Source organism: Pseudomonas sp. MYb185, from assembly GCF_002979975.1.
Taxonomy (GTDB): Bacteria; Pseudomonadota; Gammaproteobacteria; order Pseudomonadales; family Pseudomonadaceae; genus Halopseudomonas.
On sequence record NZ_PCQD01000021.1, the window covers coordinates 12,948 to 35,553 of the forward strand.

Genomic DNA, 22,606 nt, shown 5'->3' on the forward strand with positions numbered 1-22,606 from the left:
GACTTACATTGCTGCCGCCGTATCCTGTATACGCTTGACCATGGCACGCAAGCCGTTCCCGCGCGTTACGCTCAAATGCTTCAACAGATTCAGCTGAACAAAATAGTCTTCAATATCAAAGGCCAATATGGCTTCGGGTGACTTGCCGTTATAGGCCGCCAGCACCACGGCCAACAGCCCCTTGACGATGAAGGCATCACTGTCTGCATCGAAATACAGCTTGCCGCCTTCCTCGCGGCTGGTCAGCCAGACCTGGCTTTGGCAGCCGCGCACCATGTTCGGCTCGGTACGGTGCTGGTCAGCCAGCGGCGGCAGCTCGCGACCGAGGTCGATGATGTATTTGTAGCGATCTTCCCAGCTATCGAAGAATGACAGGGTATCGATGATGTCATCGCTGCTGATATCGGTGCCGAATTGGCTCATGCAGAATTCCTAAAAAAACATGCCCGTTTCGAGCTGGGCTTCTTCACTCATCATCTCGCGGCTCCAGGGCGGATCGAAGACCAGATCCACATGCACGCTGTCGACATTCGGCACCAGGCGTACCCGGTACTCCACATCACCGACCAGTACCGGGCCCATGCCGCAGCCTGGAGCGGTCAGGGTCATGCTGATATCCACGTGCTTTTTCTGCTGGTCGATCTCGACCGAGTAGATCAGCCCGAGATTGACCAGGTCAACCGGGATTTCCGGATCGAAGACGGTCTTGAGCGCGGTCCATACATTCTCTTCATGGATCAGCTCGTCTACCGGATCGGGAAACGACAGCAGCTCCGGCTCGAGGCCCAGATTCGCCGCGTCGGTGCCATCCACCCGCACCATCTGGCCATTGTAGGTGACGGTATAGTTGCCACCCAGTGCCTGGGTGATGGTGACGAAGGTGTCTTTGGGAATCGTCAGCGGCGTACCATCGGGAACTCGCCGCGCCGGGCAATCGGCCCGGGCGACAACCATGCGTCTTTCCATTTCAACTCACACTGAAGCTTTCGCCGCAACCGCACTGGTCTTTGACGTTGGGGTTAATGAAGCGGATCTGCCGATTGATGCCTTCGGTGACCATATCGATTTCGGTGCCGGAGATGACGTCCAGACTGTTGCGGTCGACCAGCAACTGCACCTGCTCATCCAATTGGTAGCTCAGATCCGTCTCGGCGCCCTGCTCCACCATGTCGATGACATACATGAAGCCGGTGCAACCGCTTTTCTTGACGCTGACCCGTACCGACTTGCCTGGCTGGCTGCTCAACTGCCGGCGGAAGTGGGCGAGCGCCGCAGGGGTGACGGACACCACCTGGCGGGACGGATCAAATGCTTCAACACTCATTTTCTACTCCTCGACAAGAAATTGTTTTGCCTTGGCCAGGGCGTCGAACAGGCGATCGATGTCCGCCCTGGTATTGTAGAAACAGAAACTGGCACGCACGGTTCCCGGGATGCCCAACTGATCCATGATCGGCTGGGCGCAGTGGTTACCGGTACGCACCGCGACCCCCTGCTGGTCCAGCAACATGCCCACATCATGGGGATGGGTGCCATCCATCAGGAAACTCAGTACACCGGTGCGCTGGGCAGCGGTGCCCACCAGCGTGATACCCGGCATGGCCCGCGCCTTGGTTTCGGCGTATTCCAGCAGCTCCCGCTCATGGCGTTCGGCACCATCGCGGTCGAGACTCTGCAGGTAGTCCACCGCCGCGCCCAGGGCGATCACCCCGGCGATGTCCGGGGTGCCGGCCTCGAATTTATAGGGCAGCTGATTATAGGTGGTACCGGCAAAGCTGACCGTTTCGATCATCTCGCCACCGCCCTGGTAAGGCGGCATCGCCTCGAGCAGTTCAGCCTTGCCATACAGCACACCGACACCGGTCGGACCGAACATCTTGTGCGCCGAAAACACGTAGAAATCGCAATCCAGCGCCTGCACATCGACCTGCAGATGGCTCATGGCCTGGGCACCATCGATCAGGCACAGCGCGCCGACCGAATGCGCCATGCGGATGATCTGTTCCACCGGGTTGACGCTGCCCAGGGCATTGGATACATGCCCACAGGCGACCATGCGCACACGCTCATCGAGCATGCCCTGCAAGGCCTCCAGGTCCAGCGTGCCATCGTTGCTCACCGGAATCGGCTCGACGGTAGCTCCCATCTGCTCGGCAATCATCTGCCAGGGCACGATATTGGAGTGGTGCTCCATGGCCGAGACCAGAATCCGGTCGCCAGCCTTGAGTTGGCTGCGCCCCCAACTGGCTGCCACCAGGTTGATGCCTTCGGAGGTGCCGCGGGTCCAGATCACCTGCCGCGGCTCGGCGGCATTGATCAACCCGGCCACCTTGATCCGCGCATTCTCGAATTTCTCGGTGGCGCGCTCGGCCAGGGCGTGGGCACCGCGATGCACATTGCTGTTGTCGTTACGGTAGTAATCGACGATAGCCTGGATCACCGCCTCGGGCTTCTGCGTGGTGGCGGCGTTGTCCAGATAGACCAGCGGTTTGCCATGCACCTGCTGGTGCAGTATCGGGAAATCCCGCCGTACCTGCTCGGTATCGAAGGCCTTGCGAGTGCTGATAGCCAGATCAGTCATAGCTCATTTGCCCCAGCTCACCGCCCTGCTGCCCGAACAGGGTGGTCAGGCGCGGGCGCAGATAATCCTGGATCGCCTGCTCCGGCACCTGGTTGAGCAATTCGTTGATGAAACCGAAGCTGAGCATGCGCACCGCATCGGCTCGGGTCACCCCACGGCTCTGCAGGTAGAACACCGAGGTCTCGTCCAGCTGGGCGATGGTTGCACCATGGGCGCAGCGCACATCATCAGCGTAGATTTCCAGTTCCGGCTTGGTGTTGATCTCAGCCGTCGGCGAGGTCAGCAGGTTGCGGTTACTGAGTTCGGCCAGGGTTTTCTGCGCGTGCGGGTGGATATGGATGCGCCCGTTGAACACGGCCTTGGCCGAGTCACCGATGATGCCGCGGAACACTTCGTCGGTAGTGCAGTGCGGTACGCGGTGCTCGACGTTGGTGTGGTAGTCGATCAACTGCTTGTTGCGCGGCAGGTAGACCCCATTGAGCCCCAGGTGCGCGCCTTCGCCACGGTGATTGACGTGATAGTCGATACGCTTCAGACGGCTGCCCTGGGCCAGGGTAAAGCCAAGGAAACGCGCATCGCGGTGCAGGTCCACATGCACGCCACCGACATGCAACAGGTCTTCCTGCTCCAGGTTGATGCGGTAATGCTGGATCTGCGCATTATTGCCGACAATCACCTCGGTATGGCTGTTGACGAACAGGTTCTGCCGTTCGCTGCCGGAGACATAGTGTTCGATCAGTTCCGCCTGGCTGTTGTCCTCCAGCACCACCAGCACACGCTGGTTGCTCACCGCAGGCTGGGCCTCGGGCGTGGCTACGTTGAGGATGTAGACCGGCTTGTCCAGCTCCTGCCCGCGCGGCACATGCACCAGCACGCCGTCCGCCGTCCAGGCATCACTCAGCGCACCGAACAGATGCAGCGACGTGTCGATCACCGAACCCAGGTGCTTGAGGATCAGTTCCTGCTGGGCAGCATCGGCTTCGGCAAAGCGCACCACGCCAGCGGGCAATTCGCTGGAGTGTTCAGGGCTGAAATGCCCGTTGACGAACACCAGCCGAGTGGCACCCAGCTCGATGGGATCGATCGCCTGCTGCCATGCGCAACTGTCGATGCTCGGCCAGCGGGCCGGGTTATCGTTCTGCAAGGCAATCAGCGGTGTGTACTTCCACAGCTCGGTCTTGCGGGTGGGCCAGGCAGCGGCTGACCAGACGTCAGTACCCCGCGCCCGCAATTCAGCCAGCCACTCGGGGCTGTGCTGCTCTGCGGCCAGCGTCAGGGCCTGTTGTTGAAAGTCGCTCATGCCTCAGCCTTCTCCGTTTTCCAGCCAGCTGTAACCCTTGGCTTCCAGTTCCAGCGCCAGGTCCTTGTCGCCGGACTTGACGATGCGTCCACCAGCCAGCACGTGCACGTAGTCCGGCACGATGTAGTCCAGCAGGCGCTGGTAATGGGTTACCACGATGAAGCTGCGTTTGCCGTCGCGCATGGAGTTGACCCCATCGGCGACCACCTGCAGGGCGTCGATATCCAGACCGGAGTCGGTTTCATCGAGGATGCACAGGTCAGGCTCGAGCAGCATCATCTGCATGATCTCGTTGCGCTTCTTCTCGCCACCGGAGAAGCCTTCGTTGACGCCACGCTTGAGGAAGCTGGCATCCAGGTCGACACGCTTGCTGGTTTCCCGCGCCAGTTTCATGAACTCGACCGCGGACAGTTCCGGCAGGCCAGCATGCTTGCGCTTGGCATCAACCGATACCTTGAGGAATTCCATGTTGCTCACACCGGGGATTTCCACCGGGTACTGGAAGGCCAGGAAGATGCCTTCACGGGCGCGCTCTTCGGTATCCAGTTCCAGCAGGTCCTGGCCCTTGAAGATCACGCTACCGGCGGTTGCCTCATAGCCCGGCCGGCCGGCCAGCACGTTGCCCAGGGTACTCTTGCCCGACCCATTGGGGCCCATGATTGCATGGACTTCACCCGGCTTGACCTCGATATCCAGCCCCTTGAGGATATCCTTCTCTTCAACTTTAGCGTGCAAACCTTTGATCGATAACATGTTTTATGCCTGATAACCTGTATGAAATTCGTCTCGTCAGCCTGTGGCGGGTCAACCCACCGAGCCTTCCAGGCTGACTTCCAGCAGCTTGCCCGCTTCCACGGCAAACTCCATCGGCAGTTCCTTGAACACTTCGCGGCAGAAGCCGTTGACGATCATGGATACTGCCTTCTCGGCGTCCAGACCGCGCTGCTGGCAGAGGAACAGCTGGTCATCGCTGACCTTGGAAGTGGTCGCTTCGTGCTCAATCACCGCGCTCGGGTTCTTGCTCTCGATATACGGGAAGGTATGCGCGCCGCAGCGATCGCCGATCAACAGCGAGTCGCACTGGGTATAGTTACGCGCCCCTTCGGCACCCGGGTTGATCCGTACCAGGCCGCGATAGGAGCTGTTGCTGCGGCCGGCGGAAATCCCCTTGGCGACGATGGTCGAACGGGTGTTCTTGCCAAGATGGATCATCTTGGTGCCGGTGTCGGCCTGCTGGAAATGATTGGTCAGCGCAACCGAGTAGAACTCCCCGACGCTGTTGTCACCCTTCAGGATGCAGCTGGGGTACTTCCAGGTCACCGCCGAACCGGTTTCCACCTGGGTCCAGGAAATCTTCGCGTTGGTATGGGCGATGCCACGCTTGGTCACGAAGTTGTAGATCCCGCCCTTGCCTTCGGCATCACCGGGGTACCAGTTCTGTACCGTGGAGTACTTGATCTGCGCGTCGTCCAGCGCGATCAGCTCCACCACCGCGGCGTGCAGCTGATTCTCGTCACGCATCGGTGCGGTGCAGCCTTCCAGATAGCTGACGTGCGAGCCCTCATCGGCAATGATCAGGGTGCGTTCGAACTGCCCGGTGTTCATCTCGTTGATGCGGAAGTAGGTGGACAGTTCCATCGGGCAGCGCACGCCCTTGGGGATATAGACGAAGGAGCCATCGGAAAATACCGCCGAGTTCAGCGCGGCGTAATAGTTGTCCTTCTGCGGCACCACGGTACCCAGGTACTGCTTCACCAGCTCCGGGAAACGGCGTACTGCTTCGCTGATCGGACAGAAGATCACGCCGGCCTCTTCCAGCTTGGCGCGGAAGGTGGTGACGACCGATACCGAGTCGAATACAGCATCCACCGCAACCCCGGCCAGCATCTCCTGCTCGTGCAGCGGAATGCCCAGCTTTTCGTAGGTTGCCAGCAGCTCCGGGTCCACCTCATCCAGGCTCTGCGGCCGGTCCGCCATGCTCTTGGGGGCGGAGTAGTAGGAAATGGACTGGAAATCGATTTCCGGGTACTGCACCTCTGCCCAGTTCGGCTCGGTCATTTCAAGCCAGGCGCGGTAGGCTTTCAGGCGCCATTCGAGCATCCACTCCGGCTCTTCCTTCTGGGCGGAGATGAAGCGTACGACGTCTTCATTCAGCCCCGGCGGCAGGGTGTCGGATTCGATGGCGGTGTGAAAACCGGCGGCGTAATCCGTCTTGATAAGGTTCTCGACTTCTTGAGTCACGGTATCACCTCAATCCTGCAGCCAGGATCGTCCCCATGGCTGCACTGTATGTCAGGCTGCAATACCTCTTCGGGTATTACTCTAATTCGCGAGTCGCGCGGCCTGCGGCCACGTCAGATGATGCGTTCCAGATTGACGACTTCCTGGCTGGAGCAGATTCCCCTGTCCTGTCGGGCGCGTACATGCTGGATATCTTCGCGGGAAACCAGGTCGGCGAGGGTTATGTCACCGAGGAAGTCACGCAGACGCGCACTCAGATCCGTCCACAGATAGTGCGTCAGACAGACATCCCCATGCTGACAGTCGCCCTTGCCCAGGCAACGGGTCGCGTCCATCGAGTCGTTAACCGCCTCAACGATCTGCGCCACATTGATAGCTGCCGGCCCACCGGCCAGGCGATAACCGCCACCCGGCCCGCGCACACTCTCAACCAACTTGCTGCGGCGCAGCTTGGCGAACAGTTGCTCCAGATAGGACACCGATACGCCCTGGCGCAGCGATATGTCCGCCAGCGTGATGGGGCCCTGATCCTCGTGGAGGGCCAGGTCCAGCATTGCTGTAACCGCATAACGGCCTTTGGTGGTCAGACGCATAACGATACCCGAGTCAGGTTTTCTCAGGCCCCAACTATGCAATATCCAACCATTTTAGTCAACTATTAATCCCGCCTTCCGGGCTGGCGAGGGGGCATAGTATAAAGTCATTACCAAGGCGCTTGAAGTGCGAACGCGACCATGTTTTGCTTGATTGATTTCATGCAAAACAGCTGATACAGAGTCAAATAAAGTGTATCTTTCCAGCACTTTCAGTTTATGTCCCATCAGGAGTCATGACCAATGAGCCACGAAAAACAATTCTATATCAACGGCCAGTGGGTAGCGCCCAGCACAACGCAGACAGTCGATGTGATCAACCCGGCCACCGAAGAGGTGGTTGCTACCATCGCCATGGGCAGTGAACAGGACGTGAATGCCGCCGTCGCCGCTGCCCGCAAGGCGTTTGAAAGCTACTCCCAGACCAGCCGCGAAGAACGCATCGCCCTGCTGGAGCGCATTCTGGAAATCTTCCAGCGCCGCAGTGACGAGTTCGCCCAGGCCATTTCCCTGGAAATGGGCGCGCCGGCCAAGCTGTCCAAATATGCCCAGGCCCCCTCGGGCACCGGCCATTTTGCCGCCGCTCTGAAAGCACTGAAGGAATTCGAATTCGAAGAGCGCATCGGCAATACCCTCGTGGTCAAGGAGCCGATCGGCGTCTGCGGTCTGATTACCCCCTGGAACTGGCCGATCAACCAGCTCGCCTGCAAGATCGCCCCTGCCCTGGCCACCGGCTGCACCATGGTGCTGAAGCCATCGGAAGTCGCCCCGCTGTCGGCCCTGTTGCTGGCCGAAGTGCTGGACGAAGCCGGTGTCCCGGCCGGCGTATTCAACCTGATCAATGGCGATGGTCCCACCGTTGGCTCGGCCATGTCGGCGCACCCGGATATCGACATGATGTCCTTCACCGGCTCGACCGGTGCCGGTCGCCAGGTCATGAAGAACGGCGCAGACACCATCAAGCGCGTTGCGCTGGAGCTGGGCGGCAAGTCAGCCAACATCCTGCTGGATGATGTCGACTTTGGCAAAACCATCACCCATGGCGTGATGTCCTGCATGAACAACAGCGGCCAGTCCTGCAACGCTCCGACCCGCATGCTGGTACCCAATAGCCGTATGGATGAAGCCGCGGCCATCGCCAAGGCAGTCGCGGCCAAGGTCAAGACCGGTGCTCCCGACGGCGCAGACACCGTCATTGGACCGGTGGTATCCAAGGCCCAGTGGAGCAAGATTCAGGACCTGATCGCCAAGGGTATCGAAGAAGGCGCCAAGCTGGTGGTCGGCGGTACCGGGCGCCCTGAGGGGCTGGACAAGGGCTATTACGTGCAGCCGACCATCTTCAGCCACGTCACCAACGAGATGACCATCGCCCGCGAGGAAATCTTCGGGCCGGTGCTGTCGATCATCGGTTACGAGAACGAAGAGGAAGCCATTCGCATCGCCAACGACACCCGCTATGGACTGTCGGGCTATGTATCCTCAGGCGATCTGGACCGCGCACGCAACGTCGCTCGCCAGATCCGCACTGGCATGGTCCACCTCAACGGCGCTCCGCTGGATAACAACGCACCCTTCGGTGGTTACAAGGAATCCGGTAACGGCCGCGAGTGGGGTCATTATGGTTTCGAGGACTTCCTCGAAGTGAAATCCATCTTCGGCTATTACGCAGCGAGCTGATCCTTCTGCCGGTTCCACTTCGGGTTGTCGAGCCCTCATTCGGGCTCGACAACGGCCGGCTCAGCTATCCACCTTCCCTGCTGCCGAAAGTCTGGTAGCGGCACTCAGCACCGCGAGAATCGATGCGGTGATGATGTTCGGATGCCTTCCCACACCGAATCGGGAGCCTGGCACTCCCGGCCAGGCCGCTTCCACGATGGCCAAGGCCGTGGCATTGGTTCCTGCGTTCAGACTGCGCTCCTCGTAACTGTCGATACGCAGCGGCAGGTCCAGCGCTGCCACCGTTGCGGCAATCGGCCCATTACCGACACCCCGACAGGTCTTCACCGAGCCATCGACACCGATCAACTCCAACTCCAGGCCTTGTCCTTCCGGATGCTCGAACAAGCGATGGGTACGATAGATGAAACCCGCATGGGTACTGGGTGGCGCGAGATAGGTGCGCTCGAACAGCTCCCAGATCTGCTCGCTGCTCAACTCGGTTTCGCAGTCGTCGGCCAGAGCCTGAACGATTGAGCTGAACTCCACCTGCATTCGCCGTGGCATGACAACGCCGTAATCACGCTGCAGCAAAAAGGCAATACCACCCTTACCCGACTGGCTGTTGACCCGCACGATGCTGTCGTAGGTGCGCCCCAAGTCCAATGGATCTATGGGCAGATAGGGTACGCGCCAGGGCGCATCCGATCGCTGCGCGGTGAGGCCCTTGGCAATGGCATCCTGGTGTGAGCCAGAGAAAGCGGTGAATACCAGATCGCCAACATAAGGGTGGCGCGGATGGATAGGCAAGGCTGTGCAGTCCTCCGCCACGCGCGCAACTGCGGTAATGTCCGAGAAATCCAGTCCAGGGGCGATACCTTGCGTGTACAGATTGAGCGCCAGTGTCACCACATCCAGATTACCGCTACGCTCGCCATTGCCGAAAAGACACCCCTCGACTCGCTGTGCGCCTGCCAGCAGCGCCTGCTCAGCGCAGGCCACGCCCGTACCGCGATCATTGTGCGGATGCACTGACAGCACGATATGTTCGCGCCGCTCCAGCCGCCGATCCATCCATTCGATCTGATCAGCGAAGACATTGGGGGTAGAGACTTCCACAGTGGTTGGCAGGTTGATAATCATGGAGCGCTGTGGCCCCGGATCCCAGGCTCGGATGGCGGCATTGCAGACCGCTAATGAAACCTCCAGTTCGGCCATGCAGAAAGTCTCCGGCGAGTACTGGAGTACCCATTGCGTTTGTGGGTGCGCCGCAGTAAGACGCCTGAACAACGCGATATGCTGTTCGACCATCTCGATGATCTGCGGTACGCCCATGCCGAACACTATCTCACGCCAAGCTGGGGCAATGGCGTTGTAAAAATGCACTATTACGCGCCGGGCGCCCGCCACGCTGCGTACGGTCGCCTCGATCAGGTCTGCTCGCAGTTGGGTGATCACCATAGGGGTGACGTCCTCCGGGATAAGGTCGGCATCGATGAGGTGACGCACGATTTCGAAGTCAGTACGCGAGGCCGAGGGAAATCCGACTTCTATCTCCTTGAAACCGATCCGCACCAGTTCCTGGAACAGGCGCAACTTGCGCTCACGGCTCATCGGTTCGAACAGCGCCTGGTTGCCATCGCGCAGATCGGTCGATAACCAGATGGGTGCGACGTTCAACGTGCGGGAAGGCCACTGACGATCAGGAAGGTCGATGGCGGGAAAAGGATGATATTTTCGGGAAGGATCAGTCAGCATGTAAAACCTCTCTCAGGAAGTGATGACGCCTGACTCTCCTGGCTTAAGGAAAGCTGACGAGCCGGGGTCAGGGAGAGTCAGGTATTACCACGCAAACAAGGCGTACCGACCCCGGCTGGAAGCCAGGGGTAGTAGCAGAAACGGAAGATGAGGAAGGAACATATAGGGCCTTGATTGCAGGTTGGCCCTTACTATAGGGTGGGCCGGCAAAGTCTATCTACATAAAAAAAGACACTTTCTTTATTGTTTTGGACAGAGGCGTACACTATATGGAATTTCCATCTCCGCCAGGTGCCCCCCTTACCTTCGCCCCGGCAGTGGCAAATCCTCTGGAACGCCCGGTGATCGGCGTTGCCATGCACTATTCGGCGGGGCATATCGTACCGCCACATCAGCATCCGAGGGGCCACCTGATTTATGCTGACCGCGGTCTGCTCCGCGTCGAAGCCGATACCGGCCAATGGCTGGTCCCGCCCACCGCTGCTGTCTGGCTGCGTCCCGGGGTCCGGCATCGATTGGTGGTGCCAGTCGACCTACAGGCCCATGGCATCTATTTGCGCAAGGATATGTGCATGGGCCTGCCCGAAACAGACCGCGTCATGCCTGTATCGGGATTGCTCAAGGAGCTCATACTCTCCCTCACTGCACTGGGTAGGCAAGCTCCTGTTTCGCGCCGCGCCGACTTGCTCGGTCAATTGTTGGTCGAGGAGCTGCGCGCACCGCCTAGCCTACCCTTTCATCTGCCCTGGCCTGCCGAAACGGAGATACGCGAAGTCTGTCAGACATTGGTCCGCAACCCATCTCATCCCGCTACTGCCGATGACTGGGCCAGCATCCTGGCCGTCAGCAGCAAGACTTTCCATCGGCGCTTTCTGAAAAACACCGGCCTGCCATTCGGCAAGTGGCGTCAGCATCTGCGCTTGATGACATCCTTCACCCTGCTGATGCAGGGGATGCCTATCACTCAGGTCGCACTGAACAGCGGTTATGATAGTCACAGCGCCTATGCGACGGCCTTCAGAAAGCAGTTTGGACAGTCACCTTCGGAGTTTGCAGGTTCTGTCGAGAAAAGTAGCCGCTTGACCAAATAGACATCCAACAGAATGGCGAAAAACAAAAGGACGTTTCGCGCGGACGAAGCCTCTGCCCAACTCAGCTCCGCCCAGCGGAAACAGCGGTGTTCGGGCCTGCCTGGATCTTTCGCCCCTCTCAGCAGAGGACGGTCTCCGGCTCATCATTCGCGGAGTTTGCTAGTCTGAACTTGACGCATCGTTATCGGATGCATGACCAAGGGTGGATTGGGTATGGCGCGTGTTCGTAGCTTTTTCATCTGGATGTTGGGCGGCCTGGTGCTGCTGGTGGCGGCGCTGACGTTGTTCCTGATGCTGTTCGACTGGAACCTGCTCAAGCCAACCATCAACAACCAGGTTTCCGCAGCGCTGGATCGGCCCTTCGCCATTCAAGGTGATCTGGCTGTGGCCTGGCGGCGAGAATCGGAGATGGACGGCTGGCGGGCCTGGTTGCCCTGGCCGCATATCTCCGCCGAGCAGATGGTGCTGGGCAATCCGGAATGGGCCGAGGGCGACACCTTCGTCAGCCTGGAGCGGGTGGACCTGCAGTTGGCGCTGTTGCCGCTTTTGCGCAAGACGGTAAGCATTCCGCGCATCGATGTGCGTGGGCCGAATGCAGACCTGCAGCGGCTGGCTGACGGGCGCGACAACTGGACCTTCGACCTGGGCAGTGAGGAGAGCGATCCATCCCCGTGGGTACTGGATATCGGTACCATTGGTTTCGATCAGGGGCAGGTAAAGGTCGACGACGCAATCAGCAAGCTGCAGCTCGAACTGCAGGTCGAGCCTCTTGGTGAACCCATCCCCTTCGATGAAATCCTCGGCAACGCAGAGCAGCCGCCCACAGTCACACCTCAGGACTATGCCTTCGCCTGGCGCGCCGAAGGCCGTTATCAAGGGCAGCCAGTGCAAGGCCAGGGGAAAATTGGCGGTCTGCTGGCGCTGCAGGATGACACGCTGCCATTTCCGCTGGAGGCGGATATCCGCGCCGGCTCCACCCGCATCCGCCTGGCCGGCACCCTGACCGACCCGCAGAACCTGGGCGCGCTGGACCTGAATCTGCGGCTGTCTGGCAGCAGCCTGGGCAACCTGTATCCCTTGACCGGAGTGACACTGCCCGACAGCCCACCCTATTCCACCGACGGCCGGCTGAGCGCCCAACTGCAGGATGCCGAGGGCGCCATCTTTCGCTATCAGGACTTCAATGGGCGCATCGGCGACAGCGATATCCACGGCGATCTGACTTACGTTGCCGGCGAGCCCCGCCCCAAGCTGTCCGGCAGCGTGGTATCCAACCAGTTGCTGTTCAGCGACCTGGCGCCTTTGATCGGTGCCGACTCCAACACCGAGAAAGAGGCCCGCGGCAGCGACACTCGGCAGCCAGCGGGCAAGGTACTGCCGGTCGAGGAGTTCCGCGCCGAGCGCTGGCGGGAGATGGATGCCGATGTGCGCGTACGGGGTCGGCGCATCGTGCACAGCGAACAGTTACCGATCACCGATCTGGATGCCCAGGTGCTGCTGGATGATGGCCGGCTGCGCCTGGCGCCACTGAAATTCGGCATGGCCGGCGGCGTGTTACAGGCCGATATCGAGCTCGACGGCTCCGGTACCTCGCTGCAGGGTCAGGCGAAGCTGAGTGCGCGCCACTTCAAGCTCAAGGAGCTGGTGCCCAACTTCGAACCAATGCAGACGAGCCTGGGCGAGCTCAATGGCGACGCCGAGCTACGCGGGCGCGGCAATTCGGTGGCGGCGTTGCTGGGCAGTGCCGATGGCGCAGTGCGGTTGGTGATCAATGATGGCACCGTGAGCCGCAGCCTGATGGAAATTGCCGGGCTCAACGTCGGCAACTATCTGATCAGCAGATTGTTTGGCGACGAGGAGGTGCAGATCAACTGCGCGGTGGCCGACCTGGCACTCAAGCAAGGACTGATGAGTACACCAATATTTGTGATCGACACCGAGAATGCGCTGATCGAGATCGACGGCACGGTGAACTTTGCCAGCGAGGAGCTGGATCTGGATATCGCTCCCCACTCCAAGGGCATGCGCATTTTCTCCCTGCGCTCGCCGTTATACGTCAGGGGCACTTTCGACGAGCCCCGCCCGGGGGTGCACGCCGGGCCACTGGCGCTGCGGGGTACCGGCATGCTGGCACTGGGCGCACTGACCCCAGCGGCCGCCCTGCTGGCATTGATCGCTCCCAGTGGCGAGCAGACCAGTCAGTGCCATGAATTGCTACAGGAAATGCGTACGGGCAAGCGCTGAGCGGAGGGGATGACAGGCTACAAAAAAAAGGGGCTTCGCCCAAGGCGAAACCCCTTTCTCTTTCAGCCACAGAATCAACCCAGCGATTTCACCGCTTCGATCATCTGTACCATCACTTTCTGCGCATCACCGTAGACCATGGAGGTGTTCTCGGCAAAGAACAGTTCGTTCTCCACGCCGGAGTAACCCTTACCCTGACCACGCTTGACCACGTAGGCCTGGCGCGCCATGTCCACGTTGAGGATCGGCATGCCGTAGATCGGGCTGGACTTGCGATGACGAGCAGCCGGGTTGACCACGTCATTGGCGCCCAGAACGATAGCCACATCCGCCTGCGGGAAGTCTTCGTTGATGTCTTCCAGGTCGTGGATGATGTCGTAGGGGACACCCGCCTCGGCCAGCAGCACGTTCATGTGGCCCGGCATACGACCCGCTACCGGGTGGATGGCGAAAGCCACGTCCACGCCCTGCTTCTGCAGCAGCTTCACGAACTCGTACAGCTTGTGCTGCGCCTGGGCCACCGCCAGACCGTAGCCCGGAACGATGATCACCTTGCTCGCGTAGTACATGGCAATTGCCGCGTCGGACGCATCGGCAGACTTCATGGTGCCTTCGATGTCGCCATCTTCACCACCATCATCGCCGCCAAACTGGCTGAAGATCACGTTACTGACCGGGCGGTTCATGGCCTTGGCCATCATCAGCGTCAGCAGGGTACCTGCCGAGCCGACCACGGTACCGGCAATGATCATCGCCGGGTTCTGCAGCACGAAACCTTCGAAGGCAACGGCCAGACCGGTGAAGGCGTTGTACAGCGAGATCACCACCGGCATATCGGCACCGCCGATCGGGGTGGTCAGCAGTACGCCCAGCAGCAGTGCGAGGATGAAGAACAGCGCTACCATCGGGAAGGAGATGACGCCGTTGATGCCGGTAACGACGATGTACGCACCCAGGGCCAGCGAGCCGAGGAAGAGTACCGCGTTGATCAGTTGCTGCGCTGGCAGGCGGATAACGCCGTTCATGCGACCGTCGAGCTTGGCCCAGGCGATCAACGAGCCGGACAGCGCTACCGCACCGATCAGACCACCGAGTACCGCGAGCACGGATACCACCACGCCATGGGACTGGGCATTGCCGGAGAACAGCTCGGTCGCAGCAATTGCCGCGGCCGCACCGCCACCCATACCGTTGTACAGGGCGACCATCTGCGGCATGTCGGTCATGGCGACCTTCTTGCCGCTGTACCAGGCCCAGCCCAGACCCAGACCCAGCGCGATCAGCACCAGCGCCACGTTCATGGTCAGGTGTTCCTGGGCCGCTTCGCGTACGTCAAAGCCGTAGAGGAACGCGGCCAATACCGCCAGCACCATGCCGACGCCGGCGATCAGAATACCCGAGCGCGCGGTGACCGGGCTGGCCATGCGCTTGAGTCCGTAGATGAACAGCAGTGCCGTGAGAAAATAAACGGCTTCGATTATAAATTGACTCATCTGTTGTTATTCCTTGTCCGCTGTACCTGGGCGCTTGTTGCTGGGCTTGAACATCTCCAGCATGCGCTCGGTTACCACATAACCGCCGGCGGCGTTACCCGCGCCGAGCAGCACACCGAAGAAGCCGATGACCTGCTCCAGCGTGGAGCCAGCGTTCAGCAGTGCCCACATGGCACCCACGACCACGATGCCGTGGACGAAGTTGGAGCCGGACATCAGTGGCGTATGCAGAATCGCCGGTACACGACCGATGATTTCATAGCCGGTGAAGGCCGCCAGCATGAAGATATACAGGGCTACGAAGCCGGTAATGGTAGTTACTGGGTCCATGATCATTCCTCAGCGGATTCGACGGCCTGGCGTGCGGCCTCGTTGCGGATTTCACCGGCATGGGTCAGTACCGCGCCGGCCAGGATCTCGTCTTCCCAGTCGATGGCCAGTTCGCCATCCTTGACCATCAGGCCGACCAGGTTCTGCAGGTTGCGGGCGTACAGCTCGGATGCGTGTTCGGCCAGACGGCTGGGTACGTTGAGCGGGGCAACGATGGTCGCCGGGCCGACTTCAACGGTTTCACCGGGGACGGTCAGCGGCGTGTTACCACCACCTTCGGCCGCCAGGTCGATGATCACCGAGCCGGGCTTCATGCCCATGATCTGTGCTTCGCTGATGATTTTCGGGCTGGGGCGACCGGGGATCGCTGCGGTGGTGATCACTGCATCGGCCTGCTGGATGTGGCGGGTGATGACCTTCTCGACCTGGGCCTTCTCCTCGTCGGTCAGCTCGCGGGCATAACCGCCCTGCCCGCTGGCGGAGACGCCGGTATCGACGAACTTGCCGCCGACCGATTCGACCTGCTCCTTCACTTCCGCGCGCACGTCATAGCCTTCGATCATGGCACCCAGGCGCTTGGCGGTGGCCAGTGCCTGCAGACCGGCGACACCCGCACCCATGACCAGTACCTTGGCCGGACGCAGCGAGCCGACCGCGGTGGTCATCATCGGCAGAATGCGGTTGAGACTGGTGGCAGCCATGAGGCCAGCGGCATAGCCGGTCAGTGCAGCCTGGGAAGACAGAGCATCCATTGCCTGGGCGCGGGTGATGCGCGGTACCAGTTCCATGGCGAAGCAGGTGATCTGACGATCACGCAGTGCCTTGACGATTGCCGGCTCGCGGTGGGCGTAGACGAAGCAGCACAGCACGGTGCCGGGGGCCATCTGTTCGATGTCGGCCAGTTCCGGTGGCTGAACGCTGAATACCAGGTCGGTCTTGACCGGAGCGGAAGCGATTTTCACGCCTTCCTTCTCAAACGCGTTATCGGGAATTCTTGCAGCCAGGCCTGCGCCGGGTTGCAGTGAACATTCGATGCCCATCTTGGCCAACTTGTTGGCGACCGAAGGGACTAGGGCAACGCGCTTCTCATGTTCGCGTGTTTCCCCTGGAACAAACAGACTGACCGGCATGGGGTCTCCTTTCACCTATTGTTTGTTTTATGCAAAGTCAAAAACGCGGGCAAGCATACACCATATGCAATTGAACTTTTGTAGTACTTTCGAAACTTTTTTTCGGGCAGCTTTCGAAGGTTTTACCCAAATGATTTAAAAAACACAGGAAAATATCATACTTTTTTTGGGAATACAGTGGCTTACGCTGTTCGGACGATGTTCGTCAGAAAGAAAGAATCAAAAGCCATACCGGCAGCGTGAGCGCCGCCGCCACGGTGGACAGGAAAATCACCGAACTGATGATACGTACATCATCCTGACCCATGGGAAACGCCAGCACATTCACCCCGGTGGGACAGGCGGCCATCAGCACCAGCACGGTGCGCGCCTCATTGCCCAGTCCTGGCACCAGCAAACCTGCCGCCAGTACCAGCAACGGGAACAGCAGCAGCTTGGCCACGGTGAGCAGGAACAAGGTGCCACTCAGATGCAGGCGGTAGCCGGCCAGGCTGATGCCGAGCATCAGCAATGCCATCGGCAGGGCCGCCGCCGCGAGCATCTCGACGATGTGCCACAGGGGCGCCGGAATTGCCAGCCCCGAGAGATTGACCAATGCGCCCAGGGCCAGGCCAATTATCAGCGGGTTGGCCAGGCTGGCAAGCAGGCCGCGCCAATCGAAACTGTCGTCGCGGCTACCACTGAAGAAGGCGTTATACAGGCTCTGCAGGGAGAACAGCAGCAAGCTGTGGAACGCCAGGATGGCGAACAGGTAGACCAGACTGTCCACGCCCAGCATCACCGTCACCAGAGGGATGCCCACCAGCACGTTGTTCGAATAGCTTGCCGTCAACCCCATGGATGAGGGGCGCCCCAGCCGCCGGTGCATCAGCAGGTTGATACCGATAAATACCAGGGCCGCGGGAATGTAGTAGAGCATCAGCAGCAGCGGTGACAGCGCCTCCCGCAGATCCGCCCGAGCCAGCCCGGAGAACAGCAGCACTGGCATGAACAGCTTGAAGGTGATAACCCCCAGCGTCTTGCCACCGTCGCTCGGGATGATCCGGCGCGCGCCAAGGAACCAGCCGAGAAAGATCAGGCCGAACACAGGGACAAGAGCATTGACTACAATCACGGACGCCTCCCGATGCACTTTTCAAGGCGGCAAGTCTAACAGTCCGGACAGTTCAATAGCCGCGCGCGGGGAAAAATTGGCGGGCGAAGCCCGGCGGGAAATCGCTGCTATATATAAAGAAAAAAACAAACAGGGAAAGAAAGCCGCCGCCATGCCTGATCCGGCCATGGCGGCGTTGCAGGTCAGTCCTTCAGGCTCCAGGTAGTGGCGCCCTTGCTATCCTCGAGGACCACACCCATCGCAGCCAGTTGATCACGTATGCGGTCGGACTCGGCCCAGTTCTTTTCGGCACGAGCCTGCAGCCGCGATTGGACCATGGCCTCGATCTGTGCGGCATCGACCTTGCCCGCCGCATCAGCCTGCAGGAAGCTGTCGGCATCCAGCTGCAGCAGCCCGGTAACACCGGCCAACTCGCGCAGGCGTGCGGCCAGTGCCGCAGCCGCCAATACATCCGACTCCTTCAGGCGATTGACCTCGCGGGCCATATCGAACAGCACGGCGCAGGCTTCCGGCGTGTTGAAGTCATCGTCCATGGCTGCGGCAAAGCGCTCGACAAACTCGTCACCACCGGCAGCAGCCGCCTCTGGCAATCCCTTCAGGGCGCGATAGAAGCGCTCCAGGGCACTCCTGGCTTCCTTCAGGTTGTCTTCCGAATAGTTGATCGGGCTGCGGTAGTGACTGGCCACCAGCAGATAGCGCACCACTTCCGGGTGGTACTTTTCCAGCACATCACGGATGGTGAAGAAATTGCCCAGCGACTTGGACATCTTCTCGCCATCCACCCGCACCGCCCCGGCGTGCATCCAGGACATGGCATAGGGCTTGCCGGTAGCTGCCTCGCTCTGGGCGATCTCGTTCTCATGGTGCGGAAATACCAGATCCGGGCCACCACCATGGATATCGAAGGTATCGCCCAGGCAGCAGGTGGACATCACCGAGCACTCGATATGCCAGCCGGGACGCCCGTCCCCCCAGGGCGACGGCCAGCTCGGCTCGCCCGGCTTGACCCCTTTCCACAGCACGAAGTCCAGCGGATCCTGCTTGGCCTCATCGACCTCGATGCGCGCACCGATCTTCAGGTCCTCGATGCGCTTGCGCGACAGCTTGCCATAACCAGCGAATTTGCCGACCCGGTAGTACACGTCGCCGTTGCCCGGGGCATAGGCATAGCCCTTGTCGATCAGCGTCTGGATCATGCGGTGCATGCCCTCGACATGCTCACTGGCCCGCGGCTCCTGATCCGGGCGCAGTACACTCAGCCGCGCCTCGTCTTCATGCATCGCGGCAATCATGCGCTCGGTCAGTTGCTGGAAGCTCTCGCCGTTGTCATTGGCGCGGCGGATGATCTTGTCGTCGATATCGGTGATATTGCGCACGTAGGTCAGATCGTAGCCGCGATGGCGCAACCAGCGGGATACCACATCGAAAGCCACCATCACCCGCGCATGTCCGATATGGCAGTAGTCGTATACCGTCATGCCGCAGACATACATGCGCACACTGTTGCCTTCCAGCGGCGTGAATACTTCCTTGGTCTTGCTCAGTGTGTTGTAGATGCTCAGCGCCATTATTGCCCCCAGGAGTCGCGCAGCGTGACGGTTCGGTTGAATACCAGGTTACCAGGACCCGAATCCTTGCTGTCAGCGCAGAAATAGCCCTCGCGCTCGAACTGGAAACGCTCATCGGAGGTTGCACTGGCCAGCGAGGGTTCGGCCCGGCACCCCTTGAGCACCATCAGCGAGTCGGGATTGATGTTGTCGAGGAAGGTTCCGCCCTGCCCTTCGGCATTGCCAGGGGCCTTGTCCGGATTCTCCGCCGTGAACAGGCGATCGTACAGCCGTACCTCGCACTCGACACTCTCCGCACCCGGCACCCAGTGGATCACGCCCTTGACCTTGCGCCCTTCGGGGTTCTTGCCGAGGGTGTCCGGGTCATAGGAACACAGCAGCTCGATGATGTTGCCCTCGGCATCGGTGACCGCCTCATCGGCGCGGATCACGTAACTGCCACGCAGGCGCACTTCCCCACCCGGTACCAGGCGCTTGTAGCCCTTGGGCGGATCGACCATGTAATCATCCCGGTCGATATACAGCTCGCGGCTGAACGGCAGCACGCGCTCCCCCATGTCCTGCTTGGGATGGCGCGGCAGGGTCAGCTGCTCGACCTGACCTTCCGGGTAGTTGGTGATGGTGACCTTGAGCGGGCGCAGCACGCACATGGCACGCGGTGCGTTGTTGTCCAGGTCATCACGGATGCAGAATTCAAGCATGCCCATATCGACCACCGCACTGGAGCGGGTGACACCAATCCGCTCGCAGAACTCACGGATCGATGCTGGCGTATAGCCCCGGCGGCGGAAACCACTGAGTGTGGACATGCGCGGATCATCCCAGCCATCCACATGCCCCTCGTCGACCAGTTGCTTGAGCTTGCGCTTGCTGGTCACCGTGTAGTTCAGGTTCAACCGGGCGAACTCGTACTGGCGCGGCTTGGCCGGCACCGGCAGATTGTCCAGGAACCATTCATACAGCGGGCGATGGTCCTCGAATTCCAGGGTGCAGATCGAGTGGCTGATCAGTTCGATAGCATCCGACTGGCCATGGGTGAAGTCATAGCTGGGGTATACACACCACTTGTCACCGGTCTGGTGGTGGTGAGCATGGCGAATACGGTACAGGATAGGGTCGCGCAGGTTCATGTTCGGCGATGCCATATCGATCTTCGCCCGCAGCGCCTTGGCGCCATCAGGAAACTCGCCGGCAGTCATGCGCGCGAACAGATCAAGGTTCTCCTCGACGCTGCGTTCACGGAACGGGCTGTCCTTGCCCGGCTCGGTCAGGTTGCCACGGTATTCCCGTGCCTGTTCCGGGGACAGGTCGCAGACATAGGCCTTGCCGGCCTTGATCAGCTCGATGGCCCAGGCATGCAGCTGGTCGAAATAGTCCGAGGCGTAACGCACATCACCGTCCCACTGGAAGCCCAGCCACTCAACGTCCTGCTTGATGGCATCGATATATGCCTGTTCTTCCTTGGCCGGGTTGGTGTCATCAAAACGCAGATGACATACACCACCGAACTCCTTGGCCAGGCCGAAGTTCACACAGATCGCCTTGGCGTGTCCGATATGCAGATAACCGTTGGGCTCCGGCGGAAAGCGCGTCACTATCTTGGTGTGCTTGCCGCTTTGCAGGTCGGCCTGAACGATCTGGCGCAGAAAGTGGGCTGGAGGCGTGGTTTCCGGTTTGTTCATAGGTATTTCAGGACTCGTCTTGGGCAATGCCGCCGGCATTACGCTATTGATCAGCGGACGGATCGTCATGCTGCAGGGCAGCCCCGAACCATCCGGCCAAAAGACGTCCATCATACCCTAAACTGACTGATGCCTGAATCCGCCTCAGCTGATAGCATTGCACCTTTCCCCCAATCAATCCGAGGATCAACCGCATGGTCAAGCTGCATACCAATTTTGGTGTCATCACCCTGGAACTGTTCGCCGACAAGGCACCGGAGACGGTCGAGAATTTCAAGCAGTACGTGCGTGACGGTCATTACGACAACACCATCTTCCACCGCGTGATCAGCAACTTCATGATCCAGGGCGGCGGCTTCGAACCGGGCATGCAGCAGAAGGACACCCGTGCACCGATCAAGAACGAAGCCAACAATGGCGTAAGCAACGAGGTCGGCACCATCGCCATGGCACGCACCATGGACCCGCACTCGGCCAGCGCCCAGTTCTTCATCAACGTTGCCGACAACGGCTTCCTCAACCACACCGCCCCCACCACCCAGGGCTGGGGCTATGCAGTGTTCGGCAAGGTTGCCGAAGGTATGGATGTGGTCGAAAAGATCAAGGGCGTGCGTACCACCAGCCGTGCAGGCCATCAGGACGTGCCGGCTGATGACGTGATCATCGAACGCGCCGAACTGGTCGAGTAAGCCCGCCAGATGCGCTGTCTGTTCATCTCGGACTTGCATCTGGAAACAGGACGCCCGGATATCACCCGGGCGTTCCTGCATTGCCTGGAAACCCGCGCTCGGGATGCCGAGGCGCTGTATATTCTGGGAGACTTCTTTGAAGTGTGGCTGGGGGACGACAACCCTGACCCACTCGCCGACCAGGTAAGCGACGCCCTGCTGCAGTTGTCACGGGCCGGCGTACCTATCTACCTGATGCACGGCAACCGCGATTTTCTCATCGGCCGGGACTTCTGCCGCCGCTCCGGCTGCACCCTGCTGAACGACCCCACTATCATCGAACTCAACGGCGAACGTGTGCTGTTGATGCACGGTGACAGCCTGTGCATCGATGACACCGAATACATGCGCATGCGCCGCTGGCTGCGCAACCCGCTGAGCCTGTTCATCCTGCGCCATCTGCCACTGAAGACCCGCCACAGGATCGGGCGCAAACTGCGCAACGAAAGCCAGACCCGCACCCGATACAAGGCGCTGGATATCACCGACGTCAACGACGGCGAAGTGGTGCGGATGATGCGTTCACACCGCGTAACGACCCTGATCCACGGTCATACCCACCGCCCTGCCATTCACCCGCTTGAGATCGACGGTCAGCCGGTGCAACGGATCGTGCTGGGTGATTGGGATGAGAGTGGCTGGGTGCTTGAGGTGGATGAGGATGGTTATCGGTTGGAGAGCTTTGCGCTCTGATCGGCCGCCCCCCCCCTCTCCCTAGCCCTCTCCCGCGAGGGGAGAGGGAGCTTGTTTGTACTCGCAGAACTGTTTGCCGTATTTCTGACATCTCGATCTTCTGAAGAGCTATCAGGGGAAAGAAGTTCGTATTCGCCAGCACGGTCTGCTCCCTCTCCCCTCGCGGGAGAGGGCTGGGGAGAGGGGGAACCTACAAGCACCCCAACAACAAAACCCCCAACTCTTGCGAGTCGGGGGTTCCGTTGTTGCCAGCAGTCAGGCTATTACAGCTTGCCAGCCAGCTCCGGCACCGCCTCGAACAGGTCAGCCACCAGACCGTAGTCGGCTACCTGGAAGATCGGCGCTTCCTCGTCCTTGTTGATCGCAACAATGACCTTGGAGTCCTTCATACCCGCCAGATGCTG

The 22,606-nt window shown here is 60.2% G+C and carries 20 protein-coding genes and 1 pseudogene; 5 read left to right on the forward strand and 16 right to left on the reverse strand.

Features of this window, described 5'->3' with window-relative positions; translation table 11 throughout:
- Positions 1-3: 3 nt before the first annotated feature.
- The 8 genes from CQ007_RS18295 to CQ007_RS18330 form a co-directional block, all read right to left on the reverse strand.
- Positions 4-423 carry a SufE family protein gene (locus CQ007_RS18295; protein WP_105647281.1) on the reverse strand — a complete coding sequence of 140 codons (420 nt, stop codon included), beginning with the start codon at positions 421-423 and terminating at the stop codon, positions 4-6.
- 9 nt (positions 424-432) lie between these two features.
- Entirely contained in the window at positions 433-966 is a 534-nt protein-coding gene (sufT, locus tag CQ007_RS18300; protein ID WP_218278919.1) for a putative Fe-S cluster assembly protein SufT, read from the reverse strand.
- Position 967: 1 nt separating this feature from the next.
- Positions 968-1,324: an iron-sulfur cluster assembly accessory protein gene (locus tag CQ007_RS18305; protein ID WP_105647283.1), complete on the reverse strand. Its 357-nt coding sequence runs from the start codon at positions 1,322-1,324 to the stop codon at positions 968-970.
- Between the two features lie 3 nt (positions 1,325-1,327).
- On the reverse strand, positions 1,328-2,581 hold the full coding sequence (locus CQ007_RS18310; RefSeq protein ID WP_105647284.1) for an aminotransferase class V-fold PLP-dependent enzyme: 1,254 nt from the start codon (positions 2,579-2,581) through the stop codon (positions 1,328-1,330).
- Positions 2,574-3,881: a Fe-S cluster assembly protein SufD gene (gene sufD / locus CQ007_RS18315; RefSeq protein ID WP_105647285.1), complete on the reverse strand. Its 1,308-nt coding sequence runs from the start codon at positions 3,879-3,881 to the stop codon at positions 2,574-2,576. The genes CQ007_RS18310 and sufD overlap by 8 nt, the downstream gene beginning before the upstream one ends.
- 3 nt (positions 3,882-3,884) lie before the next feature.
- A complete protein-coding gene (sufC, locus tag CQ007_RS18320; RefSeq protein WP_105647286.1) occupies positions 3,885-4,634 on the reverse strand; it encodes a Fe-S cluster assembly ATPase SufC in 750 nt (249 codons plus the stop codon).
- A gap of 51 nt (positions 4,635-4,685) precedes the next feature.
- Positions 4,686-6,122 carry a Fe-S cluster assembly protein SufB gene (gene sufB / locus CQ007_RS18325; protein ID WP_105647287.1) on the reverse strand — a complete coding sequence of 479 codons (1,437 nt, stop codon included), beginning with the start codon at positions 6,120-6,122 and terminating at the stop codon, positions 4,686-4,688.
- 113 nt (positions 6,123-6,235) lie between these two features.
- Positions 6,236-6,715, reverse strand: coding sequence for a Fe-S cluster assembly transcription factor (locus tag CQ007_RS18330; RefSeq protein ID WP_105647288.1), 480 nt, complete (start codon positions 6,713-6,715; stop codon positions 6,236-6,238).
- A gap of 243 nt (positions 6,716-6,958) precedes the next feature.
- On the opposite strand from CQ007_RS18330, the gene CQ007_RS18335 reads away from it, so the two are divergent.
- The gene (locus CQ007_RS18335; RefSeq protein WP_105647289.1) at positions 6,959-8,392 is read left to right on the forward strand and encodes an aldehyde dehydrogenase family protein; all 1,434 of its coding nucleotides are present in this window, start codon (positions 6,959-6,961) and stop codon (positions 8,390-8,392) included.
- 60 nt (positions 8,393-8,452) lie between these two features.
- Here the strand turns inward: CQ007_RS18335 and CQ007_RS18340 are convergent, their stop codons facing one another.
- Entirely contained in the window at positions 8,453-10,129 is a 1,677-nt protein-coding gene (locus tag CQ007_RS18340) for a 2-isopropylmalate synthase (protein ID WP_105647290.1), read from the reverse strand.
- A gap of 269 nt (positions 10,130-10,398) precedes the next feature.
- On the opposite strand from CQ007_RS18340, the gene CQ007_RS18345 reads away from it, so the two are divergent.
- Both CQ007_RS18345 and CQ007_RS18350 read left to right on the forward strand, forming a co-directional pair.
- Positions 10,399-11,220 carry a helix-turn-helix domain-containing protein gene (locus tag CQ007_RS18345; RefSeq protein WP_105647291.1) on the forward strand — a complete coding sequence of 274 codons (822 nt, stop codon included), beginning with the start codon at positions 10,399-10,401 and terminating at the stop codon, positions 11,218-11,220.
- Between the two features lie 213 nt (positions 11,221-11,433).
- Positions 11,434-13,464, forward strand: coding sequence for an AsmA family protein (locus CQ007_RS18350; protein ID WP_105647292.1), 2,031 nt, complete (start codon positions 11,434-11,436; stop codon positions 13,462-13,464).
- Between the two features lie 74 nt (positions 13,465-13,538).
- On the opposite strand, the gene CQ007_RS18355 is transcribed toward CQ007_RS18350, so the two are convergent.
- The 6 genes from CQ007_RS18355 to CQ007_RS18380 form a co-directional block, all read right to left on the reverse strand.
- Positions 13,539-14,957: an NAD(P)(+) transhydrogenase (Re/Si-specific) subunit beta gene (locus CQ007_RS18355; protein WP_105647293.1), complete on the reverse strand. Its 1,419-nt coding sequence runs from the start codon at positions 14,955-14,957 to the stop codon at positions 13,539-13,541.
- A gap of 6 nt (positions 14,958-14,963) precedes the next feature.
- Positions 14,964-15,287 (reverse strand): NAD(P) transhydrogenase subunit alpha, encoded by a 324-nt coding sequence (locus tag CQ007_RS18360; protein ID WP_044499656.1) that lies wholly within the window; start codon positions 15,285-15,287, stop codon positions 14,964-14,966.
- A 2-nt stretch (positions 15,288-15,289) separates the two neighbouring features.
- On the reverse strand, positions 15,290-16,417 hold the full coding sequence (locus CQ007_RS18365) for an NAD(P) transhydrogenase subunit alpha (protein WP_105647294.1): 1,128 nt from the start codon (positions 16,415-16,417) through the stop codon (positions 15,290-15,292).
- Between the two features lie 205 nt (positions 16,418-16,622).
- Positions 16,623-17,531, reverse strand: coding sequence for an AEC family transporter (locus CQ007_RS18370; RefSeq protein ID WP_105647295.1), 909 nt, complete (start codon positions 17,529-17,531; stop codon positions 16,623-16,625).
- Positions 17,532-17,713: 182 nt separating this feature from the next.
- Positions 17,714-19,099: a cysteine--tRNA ligase gene (gene cysS / locus CQ007_RS18375; RefSeq protein ID WP_105647296.1), complete on the reverse strand. Its 1,386-nt coding sequence runs from the start codon at positions 19,097-19,099 to the stop codon at positions 17,714-17,716.
- Positions 19,099-20,781 carry a glutamine--tRNA ligase/YqeY domain fusion protein gene (locus tag CQ007_RS18380; protein ID WP_105647297.1) on the reverse strand — a complete coding sequence of 561 codons (1,683 nt, stop codon included), beginning with the start codon at positions 20,779-20,781 and terminating at the stop codon, positions 19,099-19,101. Before CQ007_RS18380 ends, cysS begins: the two co-directional genes overlap by 1 nt.
- Before the next feature lie 194 nt (positions 20,782-20,975).
- On the opposite strand from CQ007_RS18380, the gene CQ007_RS18385 reads away from it, so the two are divergent.
- Positions 20,976-21,470, forward strand: coding sequence for a peptidylprolyl isomerase (locus CQ007_RS18385; RefSeq protein WP_105647298.1), 495 nt, complete (start codon positions 20,976-20,978; stop codon positions 21,468-21,470).
- A gap of 9 nt (positions 21,471-21,479) precedes the next feature.
- On the forward strand, positions 21,480-22,202 hold the full coding sequence (gene lpxH, locus CQ007_RS18390; protein ID WP_105647299.1) for a UDP-2,3-diacylglucosamine diphosphatase: 723 nt from the start codon (positions 21,480-21,482) through the stop codon (positions 22,200-22,202).
- A 263-nt stretch (positions 22,203-22,465) separates the two neighbouring features.
- Here the strand turns inward: lpxH and CQ007_RS18395 are convergent.
- Positions 22,466-22,606, reverse strand: a pseudogene (locus CQ007_RS18395) (electron transfer flavoprotein subunit alpha/FixB family protein); the annotation flags it as partial.